The 13,056-nt window shown below is 61.9% G+C and carries 10 protein-coding genes and 3 pseudogenes; 7 read left to right on the top strand and 6 right to left on the bottom strand.

Features of this window, described 5'->3' with window-relative positions; translation table 11 throughout:
• Positions 1 to 81: 81 nt before the first annotated feature.
• On the bottom strand, positions 82 to 627 hold the full coding sequence (locus U9J33_RS19980; RefSeq protein ID WP_185999946.1) for a MarR family winged helix-turn-helix transcriptional regulator: 546 nt from the start codon (positions 625 to 627) through the stop codon (positions 82 to 84).
• Positions 628 to 841: 214 nt separating this feature from the next.
• Between U9J33_RS19980 and U9J33_RS19975 the strand changes: the two are divergent.
• The 3 genes and pseudogenes from U9J33_RS19975 to U9J33_RS19965 all read left to right on the top strand — a co-directional run.
• Positions 842 to 1,411: pseudogene (locus tag U9J33_RS19975) on the top strand (IS3 family transposase); the annotation flags it as partial.
• 8 nt (positions 1,412 to 1,419) lie between these two features.
• A pseudogene (locus U9J33_RS24895) lies at positions 1,420 to 1,677 on the top strand (IS110 family transposase); the annotation flags it as partial.
• Between the two features lie 155 nt (positions 1,678 to 1,832).
• Positions 1,833 to 2,000 carry a hypothetical protein gene (locus tag U9J33_RS19965; RefSeq protein WP_324699783.1) on the top strand — a complete coding sequence of 56 codons (168 nt, stop codon included), beginning with the start codon at positions 1,833 to 1,835 and terminating at the stop codon, positions 1,998 to 2,000.
• A gap of 398 nt (positions 2,001 to 2,398) precedes the next feature.
• Here U9J33_RS19965 and U9J33_RS19960 read toward each other — a convergent pair.
• A pseudogene (locus U9J33_RS19960) lies at positions 2,399 to 3,809 on the bottom strand (PLP-dependent aminotransferase family protein).
• 118 nt (positions 3,810 to 3,927) lie between these two features.
• On the opposite strand from U9J33_RS19960, the gene U9J33_RS19955 reads away from it, so the two are divergent.
• Complete coding sequence (locus U9J33_RS19955; RefSeq protein ID WP_185999943.1) at positions 3,928 to 4,788, top strand: DMT family transporter; 861 nt, start codon at positions 3,928 to 3,930, stop codon at positions 4,786 to 4,788.
• A 108-nt stretch (positions 4,789 to 4,896) separates the two neighbouring features.
• Here U9J33_RS19955 and U9J33_RS19950 read toward each other — a convergent pair whose 3' ends face one another.
• From U9J33_RS19950 to U9J33_RS19940, 3 genes are all read right to left on the bottom strand, one after another.
• Entirely contained in the window at positions 4,897 to 5,574 is a 678-nt protein-coding gene (locus tag U9J33_RS19950; protein ID WP_185999942.1) for a type 1 glutamine amidotransferase domain-containing protein, read from the bottom strand.
• 70 nt (positions 5,575 to 5,644) lie between these two features.
• Positions 5,645 to 7,060, bottom strand: a complete 1,416-nt coding sequence (locus U9J33_RS19945; RefSeq protein WP_185999941.1) for a coniferyl aldehyde dehydrogenase — start codon at positions 7,058 to 7,060, stop codon at positions 5,645 to 5,647.
• Positions 7,061 to 7,077: 17 nt separating this feature from the next.
• Entirely contained in the window at positions 7,078 to 7,500 is a 423-nt protein-coding gene (locus U9J33_RS19940; protein ID WP_054434600.1) for an organic hydroperoxide resistance protein, read from the bottom strand.
• A 116-nt stretch (positions 7,501 to 7,616) separates the two neighbouring features.
• Between U9J33_RS19940 and U9J33_RS19935 the strand changes: the two genes are divergently transcribed.
• On the top strand, positions 7,617 to 8,504 hold the full coding sequence (locus U9J33_RS19935; protein ID WP_132469181.1) for a LysR family transcriptional regulator: 888 nt from the start codon (positions 7,617 to 7,619) through the stop codon (positions 8,502 to 8,504).
• Between the two features lie 189 nt (positions 8,505 to 8,693).
• Here U9J33_RS19935 and U9J33_RS19930 read toward each other — a convergent pair whose 3' ends face one another.
• Positions 8,694 to 9,227, bottom strand: a complete 534-nt coding sequence (locus tag U9J33_RS19930) for a helix-turn-helix domain-containing protein (RefSeq protein WP_324699782.1) — start codon at positions 9,225 to 9,227, stop codon at positions 8,694 to 8,696.
• Between the two features lie 161 nt (positions 9,228 to 9,388).
• Here U9J33_RS19930 and U9J33_RS19925 point away from each other — a divergent pair, with 161 nt between their 5' ends.
• Together U9J33_RS19925 and U9J33_RS19920 are read left to right on the top strand one after the other, a co-directional pair.
• Positions 9,389 to 11,716: a TonB-dependent receptor gene (locus U9J33_RS19925; RefSeq protein ID WP_185999939.1), complete on the top strand. Its 2,328-nt coding sequence runs from the start codon at positions 9,389 to 9,391 to the stop codon at positions 11,714 to 11,716.
• 32 nt (positions 11,717 to 11,748) lie between these two features.
• Positions 11,749 to 13,047: a metallophosphoesterase gene (locus U9J33_RS19920; RefSeq protein ID WP_324699781.1), complete on the top strand. Its 1,299-nt coding sequence runs from the start codon at positions 11,749 to 11,751 to the stop codon at positions 13,045 to 13,047.
• The last annotated feature ends 9 nt before the right edge of the window (positions 13,048 to 13,056 follow it).

The following is a 13,056-nucleotide window of genomic DNA, read 5'->3' as shown; positions in this document are numbered from 1 at the left end:
GGCGTGATCCAGTGTTGCGGCAAGATGGCCGCTTCCTGGCCGATGCCCTCGGCCGGTATCAATCCCGGATTGTTCAACCCCTTAACTATCCCCCCGCGTGACCGGCAGAAAATCACGGTCCATCATCGTGTGCAACTGTGCGATGATCCGCTCCAGTGCGTCGCGATCGCCCTGCGGCAACTGCCGATAGTGATGCACGAACCGTCCGGCATGCTCGAGGTCGCTGCCGATGCAGCGCACCTTCTCGGCCCCTTTGCTGGTATGCAGCAACATCTTCGTGCGACGATCGGCGGCCGCTTCCGTGCAAGTCAGCAGCCCCCGCTCCGCCAGCCTGGCGACCCGACCCGACAGCGCAGCGTTCGTGACGTTGAGAGCGATGGCGAGATCGGTTGCCCGCATCGGCACTGGATCGTTCATCATCAGGGCGCTGAGCAGGTGGAAGTCGGCAATGCTCAGGCCATGTTGCCCGCTTATCTGGTTGAGGTCGATCCCCATGAGCTGGCCCACCTTGAACAAGTGCCAGATCGCGCCGAAGTGGCTCACATCAAGCCCCAGATCGGCAAAATAGGCCTTCCCGGCTGCAACCTGATCGACAGGGCGCACCGACTTTGTAGGGCGATTGGTCATCGCCGGATCAAGCCGCCATTAGCCCCATCTGGCAAGCATGATTTCGTCATCTCGGCATAGCGCCCAAGCATCACCTCATTTGCTCGGATCAGACACTGGGCAGCGTTGAAAAATGGGGTGGCGTCAACTCGATGGCGCGCAAAGCTCCAGCTGGTCTGAGCCCGTGGATTTCCTCCAGATTTGAGTAGAGTCCTGCCCTTGGATTCGGATGGCTATGAAGCGGAGCAGGTTCAGCGAGGAACAGATCATCGCGGTGTTGAAGGAGCAGGAGGCCGGAATGGCGGCCTGGATGTCTCCGAAGCCCGGCGGCTGCGTTCGCTGGAAGAGGAGAACGCTCGGCTGAAGCGTCTTCTGTCTGATGCGATGCAGGATAACGCCATGCTCAAGGAGATCAGCCTGAAAAAGTTCTGACGCCTGGAGCGAAGCGTCAGGCGGTGGGTCATCTCCAGGAGGTTTCCGAGGTGAGCCGGCGCAGGGCTTGCGAGACTCTGGGCGTAGATCGAACGAGCGTGCGCTACGACAGCCGCCGACCGGACGATGCTGCGGCACGGGCACGCATCCGCGAGTTGGCCGGGCTGCCTCGCCGGTTTGGCTATAGCCGCTTGCACTGGCTGCTGTGCCGAGAAGGATGGACAATGAACCACAAGAAGTTTCGGCGGCTGTATCGAGAGGAACGCCTACAGGTGCGCCGGCGCGGTGGCCGCAAGAGGGCCTTAGGCACGCGAGCATCCATGACGATGCCACAGGGCCAAACCAGCGCTGGAGCCTCGACTTCGTATCTGACACCCAGAAGGTCATGAGGTTCGGCTGATCCCGCCAATCTACGTGAAGCCTTTCGTGAAGCGGCAGAAGAACGACGCTGCAGACGCGGCGGCCATTGCCGAAGCCGCTGTACGCCCGAACCTGCATTTCGTTGCGGTCAAAAGCGCGGAACATCAGGCGAGGGCTGTGGCCTATCGCACCCATCAATGTTTTGTGAGCCAGCGAACGCAGACTATCAACGCGCTACGAGGACACTTGGCCGAGTTCGGCCTGGTGTTCCCCCAAGGGATTCCTCATCTGAAGGAAATCCGCGCAGCCATGGACGACGAGGATGTCGACGTGCCTTCCAGTATCCGGGAGATCGCAGGCCTCTACCTCGAGCATATCGACACCCTGTCCGAATGGGTCAAATCGGCATTCGCAAACTTCTCGTCGTCGGTGCGATGAGCAGGACACGATGGATCGCGCGCAAAGGCATTCTCCCCGACAACTGGCTGGGCCGCATGATGGCTCGCCGGCCCAGGATGGTGTTCGCCGTAGCACTGGCAAACAAAATGGCGCGGACAATCTGGGCGATGATGACCCGCGAGGAAGACTACCGTTTGGCGTGATGGCGTAACTGCCATAGCGCTCGGGGCCTCGGTCCCGACAAGGAGATCGACTGATACTATGCGGCAAGGACTTCAATGTTCACGATACGGCTAACCAGTCACAGTGCCAGAGCAAACCAAGCTCGCTGAACCGATGTGGCCCGGATCGTTCGAACTGCATAACGGCCCTTGGCGTCAGCAAGCCACATCGGAGGCCTGACACACGACTGATGAAGCGCTCTGCCGAGCAAAGTCAGAAAATTACCTTGCAATCTCGGAGGCATCCACGCGCGCGGGCGCCAGCGTTCCGTCAGCGTGGATGGCAAGTATTCTGGAATACCGGAAGGTCTCGAACCAGTCCCTGTATCTCTCGGAACGGTCCCGGCAATTTCAGCTTGCGAATGACGTATGCCGCAGTTTCACCCTTGTCGGCCGGATTGATCCAATGCCTGAATGAGGGCGTCCTCTACCCGTTGGTCGTCAGACTGCGCCACGTTGAAACGCATGAACGGCGCCGCAGACTGCGATACGCTGAATACGTTGCCCGGGGCCAGCACTATGCCAGCCTCCAGACAGTGCCGGGCGATATCCGCAGAATCAAGGTCTCCAGGCAGCCGGCACCATAGATAGAAGCCACCTCGCGGCATGAGCCATGGCACGATTCCCAGCTTCGCCAAACGTGCGGCGGTGCGGTCCCGCGCCTGTGCCAATCGCTGTCGGAGTTCGGCCATATGCTTTCGGTAGCTTCCACCCGCCAGCACATCGGCGATCAACTCTGTTGCCACCGGACTGGGCCCGCCGAAGCTCGTCGCAACCTGAAGATCAATCAACCCCTCGATCCAGTCGCGACGCGCAGCGATATAGCCGCAGCGCACGGATGCGGAGAGTGTCTTGGAGAAGCTTCCTATGCGGATGACCCGGTCGAGCCCGTCCAGAACGGCAAGACGCGGCGACGGCGATGGTTCGAAATCGGCGAAGATATCGTCTTCCACGATCGTGAGGTTATGGGCTTCGGCAGCGCTCAGCAGTCGGTGCGCCGACTGGTGGGAAATACTGGCCCCGGTTGGATTGTGGAGCGCGGAGTTGGTAATATAGAGCCTTGGCGTATGTGCAATCAGCGCCGCCTCGAATGCCGCTATGTCGGGACCGGTGGGCGTGTATGGAATGCCGACCAGCTTCACACGGTGAGCGCGGAGCAGCGCCTGGAAATTGAAATAGCCGGGGTCGTCGACCAGCACTGTGTCGCCGGGATGCAGCAGATAGCGGCAGATCAGATCAATGGCCTGCGTGCCGGATCCGGTCAGCAGAACCTGGTCAGCGCTCGCTTCTATTCCCTCTTCGGCGAAACGACCGAGAAGCAGACGGCGCAGCGCCGGGGAACCACGCGCGCTGCCATATTCGGTCAGCAGCGCATCCTCGCCGCGTGCCAGCGATCGCAACGCCTTGCGGAGTGCTGCATTGGGCATCCAGTCCGTTGGAAGCCATCCGCAGCCCGGCTTGACCATGGAAGTATCGGCGTCGAGCGATTGGCGGGAAATCCAGAATGGGTCAAACGGCCCGGTCGCGGCGTGGCCCCATCTCGCTGACCGACATCGGTGGGATACTGCCTCCCGTCACGTAAAAGCCTGAGCCTCGACGCGCGGTGATAACCCCCTCGGCCGCCAATCGGTCATAGGCCTCGACCACGGTGGATGGAGACGCGGACATCGTCTCGGCAAACCCGCGGACAGAGGGCAGCCGATCCCCGGGGCCGATCGCGCGGCTTGCGATCTTCGCACGGATTGCATCCATGAGTGCTTCGGTTCGGGTTCCGCGACGCAGCCGGACCATTATCATGCCCTTTTGATTGTACGGTAGTTTTTGGACATACAGTTACCGAGTTTTGTATGGAATTGTCCCTGCCTTGGCCAGACCTTTCCGGATAGTCCGATCGCGAAAGCGAGGAATCATGGAACGGACTACAGCCGGTTGGGGCAGCGGCATCCTGGGCGTCATCATCTTCAGCGGGTCTCTGCCGGCGACGCGTCTCGCCGTCGCGGATTTCACGCCCCTGTTCGTGACATCGGGACGTGCCGTCATCGCGGCGCTGCTCGGCGCTGTCTTCCTCATGGCACTCCGGCAGGAGCGGCCTGCGCGCTCCGACCTGCTGCCCCTCGCCATCGTCTCGATCGGCGTGGTCCTCGGCTTTCCGCTTCTGACCGGTCTTGCCCTCCAGCACATCACGGCTGCGCATTCGGTGGTTTTCGTGGGGCTGCTTCCACTGTCCACGGCCATCTTCGGCGTACTGCGCGGTGGCGAACGCCCGAAACCCGCCTTCTGGTTTTTCTCGACGATCGGAGCTGCTTCGGTGGCCGGTTTCGCCCTGTACTACAGCGCAGGCGGTTCGCTGACCGGAGACCTGCTGATGTTAGCATCGATCGTGCTATGCGGGCTGGGCTATGCCGAAGGTGCGTCACTTTCACGGCGCCTTGGGGGATGGCAGGTCATAAGCTGGGCTTTGCTCCTCTCGTTGCCGGTCATGGCCATCATAGCTTTCGCTACCATGCCAATTAGCTTGGGCGACATTGGCTGGCGTGCCTGGTCCGGCTTCGCTTATGTCTCGGTCTTCTCGATGATGCTGGGTTTCGTGTTCTGGTATCGCGGTCTTGCCATCGGCGGCATTGCCGGCGTTGGCCAGCTTCAACTCCTACAGCCCTTCTTCGGGCTGCTCCTTGCGGGTGTTGTTCTCGGAGAGCCGGTTGCATGGACGATGATCGCGTCGACCGTCATCGTCATCCTCTGCGTCGCCGGCGCGAAGCGTTTTTCCTGATCGCCAGCTAGAATCTCCAGTCACGAGACATTGCTGTGGCCGAAGAATTCTATCGCATAGAGAGATGGGCCTGACGCCGCCACTTGCGTGGGCGGCGTCAGGCGCGGGTCAGGCGACCATGGCGATCAGGGCCTTGGCCACATCCTCGCTGCTGGCCGGGTTCTGGCCGGTGACCAGCGTGCCGTCCTGCACCACGAAGGGCGCCCAGTCAGGGCCTTTGCGGTAATCGGCGCCCTGCGCGATGAAGGTGTCCTCGATGAGAAAGGGCACCACATCGGTCAGTTCCACGGCTTCTTCCTCGCCATTGGTGAAGCCTGTAACGGTGCGGCTCTTCACGAAGGGTTCGCCGTTGACGGCCTTAACATTCTTCAAGACGCCCGGCGCATGACACACCAGACCGAGTGGCTTGCCGGCCTTGGCGAAGCTCTGGATCAGGGCGATCGAGAGTTCGCTCTCGGCCAGATCCCACAGGGGCCCATGGCCGCCGGGGTAGAACACCGTGTCGAAATCCTCTTCCTTCACCGTTTCCAGCTTCACGGTGGACGCCAGAACCGCCTGCGCTGCCGGGTCGGCCTTGAAGCGCGCGGTCAACGGCGTCTGGAAATCGGGCAGATCGCTCTTGGGATCGAGCGGGGGCTGGCCGCCGGCGGGCGAGGCGACGGTGATATCGGCCCCGGCGTCGAGGAAGGTGTAATAGGGGGCAGCGAATTCCTCCAGCCAGAAGCCGGTCTTCTTGCCCGTATCGCCCAGCGCGTCATGGCTGGTCAGGACCATAAGGATTTTCATGTGTGTTCACCTCTCTTGTCCGCCCGGCGCTTCATCGCACCGGATGCGGAAGGAATGAATGGGATGTGTTTCAGTTCTTCGGGCTCAGTATAGTTTCCAGCGCAGCCTTTTTGTCGGCGTAAGGAGCGCGCAACCGCAGTCCGCTCAGCCCTTCGACAGACTGCCGCACGGTGGGGCGGAAATGGCTGAACCGGCGGAAGCCATGCACCCCGTGGTAAGCGCCGATGCCTGAGGCTCCCACGCCGCCAAAAGGCAGGCTTTCGATGGAGGCATGCGACATGATGTCGTTGATGACCAGGGCGCCAGAGGTGACCGAGGCGGCGAAGCGTTCCTGCACGGGCTCGCGGTCGCTGAACAGGTAGGCGGCCAGCGGTCGGTCATGGGCGTTGATGCGGGCGATGGCCTGGTCCACGTCCACGGCGACGACCGGCAGCAGCGGACCGAAGATCTCCTCCTGCATCACGCGCATGTCTTCGGTCGCGTTCAGGATCAGCACGGGGGCTATCTTGCGCGTGGCGGCGTCATGCACGGGCTCTCCGACGGCGTTGAGCGGCACGATGGTCGCGCCCTTGGCTTGCGCATCGGCGATAAGGTCGAGGAGCCGGTCGAAATGACGCTGAGCGATGATCGAGGTGTACTCGTCATTGGCCTGAATGGCCGGGAAGGCGCGCGTCATGAAAGCCTTGGCCGATGCCACGAACCCCTCCACGGCATCCTGTGGCATCATCACATAATCAGGCGAGAGGCAGATCTGCCCGGCATTGAAGGTTTTGACCGTCAGGGTGCGCTCTGCCGCCGTAGCGATGTCGAAACCATCGTCCACCACCACCGGGCATTTCCCACCCAGTTCCAGCGTCACCGGCACCAGATTTTCCGCCGCGGCGCGCATCACATGGCGACCGACCGACGTGCTGCCCGTGAACACCAGATGGTCGAAGGGCAGCGATGTGAAGGCCTGCGCCACATCAGGTCCGCCGATCACCACGCCTAACTCATCGGCGTCGAACGCATCGCCAACCAGACGCGCAATCAGGTCCGAGGTGTGCGGCGTGAACTCGGAGGGCTTGATCAGAGCCGTATTGCCCGCCGCGAAGACGCCGGCCAGCGGAGCAAAGGCCAGATTGATCGGGAAGTTCCATGGGCTGACAATGCCCACCACCCCCAGCGGTTGCGGTTCGATCCATGCGGCCACGGCAGGGTCGGTGACCGGGGCGCTTTCGCGTTCCATCCACTGGTCAACATGGGCGGCGCTGTGGTGCAGCCCGGCCGCGGTGGTCGCGATATCGGCGGCCAGCGTGTGGTAGGCGGCGCGGTTGCCAAAATCGGCGCTGATGGCGCTGACCAGAGCGGCGCGGTGGTCGGTGATGAGGCGCGCGGCGCGTTGCAGGCGGTCGCGGCGCAGGGTGGGGCTGGCGGGGCCGGCGGCGAGATGCGCCTTCTTCATGGCCCGCAGGATGTTGCTCAGATCGTTGAAATGGTCGGTCATGGTGTGTCTCGCAGATTTCAGGCCAGCGTCAGGGCGACGTCGATGTTGCCGCGCACGGCGTTGGAATAGGGGCAGACCTCATGGGCAGCCTCGATGAGCCGCTGGGCGGCGGCGCGCTCCACGCCAGGCAGGTCTGCGGTCAGCGCGATCGACAGGCCAAAGCCCTGCGTCGCCAGCGGGCCGATGCCGACAGTGGCGGTCACCGTGGTTTCTGCGGGCACCTTCATGTCGAGTGATCCGGCGATGCTCTTCATCGCGGAGAGGAAGCAGGCGGAGTAGCCGGCAGCGAAGAGCTGTTCGGGGTTGTTGCCATGGCCGCGCCCGCCCAGTTCGACCGGCATGTCGAGCCAGACATTCAGAGAGCCATCCGCAGTGCGGGCGCGGCCATCCCGGCCCCCCGAGGAGGTCGCGGCGGTGGTGTAGAGTGTCTTGGTCAGCATGGGGGCTCCTTCGAAGCGCCGGGTCGTTTCCGTTGCCGCCCTTCTAGACGGAGTTGCAGGCATTGACTCACAAGGCTAGTGCAAGCAGCCATCAGAAATCTGATGGAACTTTACCCATGTCCCTTGTTCGCCTGCGCACCTTTGTCGAAGTCTACCGTTTGCGCTCTATTTCCGGCGCGGCGCGCAGCCTGGCTCTCACCCAATCCAACGTTTCGCAGCACATCGCCGGATTGGAAGTGGCATTCGGCCGCACCCTGTTCGAGCGCCGGTCGCGCGGAGTGGAGCCTACCATGGCCGCTGACGAACTCGCGCAGGACCTGGGCGACCTGCTCGACCGGGCGGAAGAGGCGATGGGCAAGGCGCGGGCACGCTCGTCCGATCTGGCCGGGGTGATCCGCATCATCGGTCATGCCGATTTTATCGCTGAAGAGATCGTGCAGCATCTGCCCTCGTTGATTGCGGCCGGGATGCGGGTGCGGCTGCAACCGGCGCATCGTGATCTGGTGCAGCAGATGTTGTTGGAGGGGCATTTCGATCTGGGGGTTTCGGCCTATCCCATCGTCGACGCTCGTCTGCACAGCGAAATCATCCGTGACGAGCCGGTTCATGCCGTAGCCGCACCGCAGGTTGCCGCCCGCATAAAGGCGGCATCATCGCTGGAAGCGGGGCTCAGGGGAGAGGTCATGGTGGCCTATAATCTGGACCGTCCACTGATCGACACGTGGCTGCGGCATCAGCGCCTGGGACATGTCGATACATCGCCGGGTTTGACGAGCCCGGATTTGCGAGTGCTACGTCAGATGTTGCAGGCCAATGTGGGCTGGTCGGTTCTGCCTGACTATATGTGCCGTGAATATATTGCCGAAGGACGTCTGGTGAAGATCGCGCCGACTTCTACGCCATTGACCAATCCCTACTCGCTGGTCTGGCTGCCTACGGCTCTACGCAATCCGCGCGTGGCGCATGCCCGCCAGACGCTATTGCGGGGGTTGCGCGGCGGATAAGCTGTGGGGTCCGATGCCGGTGGATCAAGATCTGGAACTGCGAACTGCACGACGACCCTGCCTGTGGGGTTTCCCGTCACGCGGTTCGCAAGTCTCGAACACGGTTCCTTGGGCAGGATGGCAGGTCGTCCTAGGCTGTATGCCATGTTCGATGGAACATCGCGGCGTTTATCGGCGGGGGGGCATCGATCAGCCCGGTTCCATTTCCAGCAGTGCCAACGCGCCGTCCACCAGCCTGACGATCTGCCGTTCGGTCAGTGTGGTGCGCAGCACCGCGACATGGAAGATGATGTTTCCGATCAGCGTATTGAAAGCGAAGTCGCGCACCTGTTCGTTGGTGCCGGGGCGGGCACGTTCCAGCTCGCGCAGGTAGAATGCCTGCTCGTTTGTACCGTGGCGAGCGATGGCGGCGGAGAGGTCGGCATGGTGTTCGGCACTCACCGACATCATCAGCATCGCTGGGCCGCGCGGACCGGCCATGTAAACGCATAGCGCGCGGGCGTGGGCCAGCAGGATTTCGCGCGGGCTCATCGTTTCGTCGATCTTCGGTTCGATCCGGCGCGATGTCTGACCAAGTATCGCCTCGACCAGTTCGGCCTTGTGGGCAAAGCGCCGATAGAGCGTGGAACGGCTGCAACCAGCCAGTTCCGCCACGCCTTCAAAGGTCAGCCCTTCATACCCTTTTTCGGCGAGAATCCGCCAGGTAGACTCGGCAATGGCCACGTCCTTTTCTTCATCGCGTGGCCTTCCTCGACCGCGTGTCGGCGCTTCCGTTTCGTCCTTCATCGACAGCCCTTCTACCAAATTCAGTCTCACAAATCTGTCACATAATAACGATACACGTCCGTATCGTATTTCGGAATTGTAAATAAGGGATTCGGGTCGTGATCGGAAAATTCGCCTTGTTCTCAAGCGTTCTGGCGCTCAGCGCCGGGCATGCCCATGCCGGGGAGGTTCCTGCACAGTCCCTCCCGGCGGAAGATGGGTCCGGCGACGCCATCGTCGTCACCGCCCGCAAGGTGAAGGAAAAGATCGGGGACGTTCCGCTCGCCATCACCGCCATTGGCGCGGAGGACCTGCGCCGCAATGACCATATCCGGTTGGAGGACCTCAACCAGCTCGTCCCCAGCACCAATGTCGTCGTCACCAACGGTCACCAGACCAGCATCTCGATCCGCGGCATCGGCAACAATCCGGGCAGCGACGGGCTGGAGAACAGCGCGGGTGTCTTCATCGACGGCATCTACCTGGGCCGTCCGGGCATGGCGGCGAGCGACTTGATCGACATTGCGCAAGTCGAAGTGCTGCGCGGTCCCCAGGGAACGCTGTTCGGCAAGAATACGACCGCAGGCGCTGTCAACATCACCACCGAACTGCCGCAGTTCGATTGGGGTGGCCGAGGGGCAGTGACGAACGGGCGCTTCAACTACCAGCAGTACCAGGGCACCGTCACCGGCCCGATCAGCGACAATCTCGCTTTCCGCCTGACCGGCTATGACACCACGCGCAACGGTATCGTCAAGAACATCACCAACGGCGACAAGGTCAGCGATCTTGGGCGGCGCGGTGCGCGTTTGCAGCTTCTCTACAAACCTTCCGCCGATCTCAGCATCCGGCTGATCGGTGAATATGCGCGCGAGCAGCAAAGTTCGGGGGCGGTCACTGTGATCCCGAGCTGGGGTCTTACCCCATCCGCTATCCAGACCAAGCTGGACGCCACCGGCGCCACGCTCGCGATTGATCCGGATGGTCTTACCACCGCTGCCGCCGGCCCATACAGCACTGGCACCCGTCAGGGAGCGGGCTCCGCCGAAATCAACTGGAACTTCGGCAGTGGCTTCACGCTGACGTCGCTCACCGCCTATCGCTATTGGCAATACGACAGCGCCTCGGACACCGAAGGCAGCAGCGCCGATGTCATGTACGGCGGTTATCACATCAAGAACGACCAGTTTACGCAGGAAGTCCGTCTGGCCTTCCCGCGCATGGGCAACGTCGATGCGGTGGCGGGTATCTATTACTTCTATCAGAAGGTCGATACGACGCAGTACGTCTCCTATGGCGAGGATGCGGCGGCGTGGCTGGCGGGCATGCCCACCGCGACGATCAAGGCCTATGCTCCTTACTCGGCGGCGCTGGCGACCCTGCTGGCCTACAACGGCACGCGCTGGGATACGCATGCCGCGCCGGAAACCAACAGCATCGCCGGCTTCGGTCAGGTCAACTGGCATGTGACGCCGAACTGGAACGTGACTGGCGGCCTGCGTGTCACTTACGAAACCAAGCAGGAAGACGTGACCCGCCCGGTGCCGGTCAGCACCGCGACCGGCGATCCTGTCGCTGCGCTCGCCTCGCAGGCGGCAGGACCGATCCATGCGCGCATTTCCAACACGGCGCCTTCGTTCCTGTTCAGCACCGACTACCGCTTCAACCCTGAAGTGATGGTCTATGCGCTGGTTTCGCGCGGGCAGAAGGCGGGCGGTCTCAACACCACGCTGCCGCCTTCAGGGCTTGGCGCCGACGCGCTTAAAGTGAAGCCGGAAACGGCGACCAGTTATGAAGCCGGCATCAAGGGCGACTTCCTCAACCATGCGCTAACCGTCAACCTTGATGTGTTCCGCACCGATATCCGCAATTATCAGGCCAACGTCCTGATGGAGGTGAACGATCAGGTCGTGCAGCTTCTGACGAACGCCGGCAGTGCCCGCACGCAGGGTGTGGAAGCCGAAGCGACGTTGCGCCCGATACGGGGATTCACGCTCCATGGCTTCGTCGCCTACAATGACGCCAAGTACCGCGAGTACACCGAAGGCCCATGCCCTGTCGAAACGACCGGACAGGCGACCTGCGACCTCTCGGGCCGCCCGATTGCGGGTGCTCCGAAGTGGACGGCCGGTATCAACGGCTCCTACGAGCATGAAATCGCCTCCCGCCTCATCGGCTATGCCAGCGCCGAATTCTCCTATCGTTCTAGATACTTCGGTTCGCTTGACGATTCCGCGCTCACCCGCACTGGCGGTTACGGGCTGCTGAACCTGCGTGCGGGCGTGCGCATCGACGACAACTGGGATCTTTCGGTCTGGGGCCGCAACGTCACGGACAAGAAGTACGCCACCAATTACTTCAACTACGGCTCGGTCCTGCCGGGCACTTACGTTGCCTTCTTCGGCGATCCGGCGACTTACGGCGCGACGCTGCGCTTCTCGTTCTGACCTTTCCTGACATCTCTCGGAGCCATGGAATCATGAAAACGCTTTCCCGCCTGCTCGCCCTTTGCACTTGCCTTACCGGTGTGGCGCTTGCTTGCGCGCCTGCGACAGCCGCAGACAAGGCCGACGACAGCTTCACCATCGCGGTAATCCCCGATACGCAGAACTATGTCGACTACACCCACCAGACCGGTGAGGGCTTTGCATTCGACGCCAGCAAGATGTTCCTCGACCAGATGGCCTTTGTCGCCGCCAACCTGAAGAGCGCCGGCGGCGATATCGCTTTCGTGGACGGTCTGGGCGACAACTGGCAGCACCAGTCGCTCATGATCGATCCGGCCCACGCGGCTCGTGGCTTCAAGCGCGCCCCCAACCCGATGATGGATGCCCACTTCGCGCCGACCGAGAAGGTCCACACTGTCGAAATGCCGACAGTCCGCCAGGGCTGGGACATGATTGCGGGCAAAGTGCCGTTCTCGGTCGTGCCGGGCAATCACGACTATGATGCGATGTGGACGGATTGGAACCATCCGCCGGCCGCGCAGGTCCGCAGCGCGGCGGATGTAGGCATGCTGCATTCGGGTGGCCTGTCGAACTGGAAGAAGGTCTTCTCGGACCAGTCGCAGTACTTCAAGGACCAGTCGTGGTATGTCGCCAGCCATGACGACGGTGCCGACAGTGCGCAGATTTTCACGGCCGGCGGCTATCGCTTCCTGCACATCGGCCTGCAGTTCGATGCACCCAATGCCTCGCTGAAGTGGGCGGCGGACGTGATCGCCAGATATCCCGGCCTGCCGACCATCGTTTCGATGCATGACTTCCTGGACACCGCCGGCGAACGTCTGGCCAATCCGATCATCGACAACGCAGCCGCCGATCCGGAGGATAACAGCCCCCAGATGATTTGGGACAAGCTCCTCAGTCAGCATGATCAGATATTCATGGTGCTCTGCGGACACGAACACGCGCAAGCCTTCCGCACGGACTTCAATAAATTCGGCCATCCGGTCTACCAGGTGCTGGCAGACTATCAGGACCGTGCGCAGACTGCCAAGGATGCCGGGGCAAAGCTGGAGCCAGGCATGGGAATCGGCGACGGCTGGTTGCGCCTGATGACTTTCGACCTCGCCCTGAAGGTGCCGCAGGTGAAAGTGCGAACCTATTCGACGCATTACAAGGTCAATAGCGTGGACGCGTCTGACTATGCCAAGTGGTACAAGGCCGATGAAAAGCCCAAGTTGACAGATGAGGAATATATGAAGGCGGACGATTTCACGATCGACCTCACCGATTTTCGCACGCGTTTCCGCAAACCTGCGCGATCCGTGAGATAAGCATCCGTA

The organism is Novosphingobium sp. RL4 (genome assembly GCF_035658495.1).
Taxonomy (GTDB): Bacteria; Pseudomonadota; Alphaproteobacteria; order Sphingomonadales; family Sphingomonadaceae; genus Novosphingobium.
The sequence above is the reverse complement of the archived record's forward strand: the minus strand, read 5'-3'. Positions and strand labels throughout refer to the sequence as shown.

Coding starts and splice junctions, on each gene's coding strand:
- U9J33_RS19980 (WP_185999946.1), bottom strand. CDS start 627: ATGACCAATCGCCCTACAAAGTCGGTGCGCCCTGTCGATCAGGTTGCA.
- U9J33_RS19920 (WP_324699781.1), top strand. CDS start 11,749: ATGAAAACGCTTTCCCGCCTGCTCGCCCTTTGCACTTGCCTTACCGGT.
- U9J33_RS19950 (WP_185999942.1), bottom strand. CDS start 5,574: ATGAAAATCCTTATGGTCCTGACCAGCCATGACGCGCTGGGCGATACG.
- U9J33_RS19955 (WP_185999943.1), top strand. CDS start 3,928: ATGGAACGGACTACAGCCGGTTGGGGCAGCGGCATCCTGGGCGTCATC.
- U9J33_RS19965 (WP_324699783.1), top strand. CDS start 1,833: ATGAGCAGGACACGATGGATCGCGCGCAAAGGCATTCTCCCCGACAAC.
- U9J33_RS19940 (WP_054434600.1), bottom strand. CDS start 7,500: ATGCTGACCAAGACACTCTACACCACCGCCGCGACCTCCTCGGGGGGC.
- U9J33_RS19945 (WP_185999941.1), bottom strand. CDS start 7,060: ATGACCGACCATTTCAACGATCTGAGCAACATCCTGCGGGCCATGAAG.
- U9J33_RS19935 (WP_132469181.1), top strand. CDS start 7,617: ATGTCCCTTGTTCGCCTGCGCACCTTTGTCGAAGTCTACCGTTTGCGC.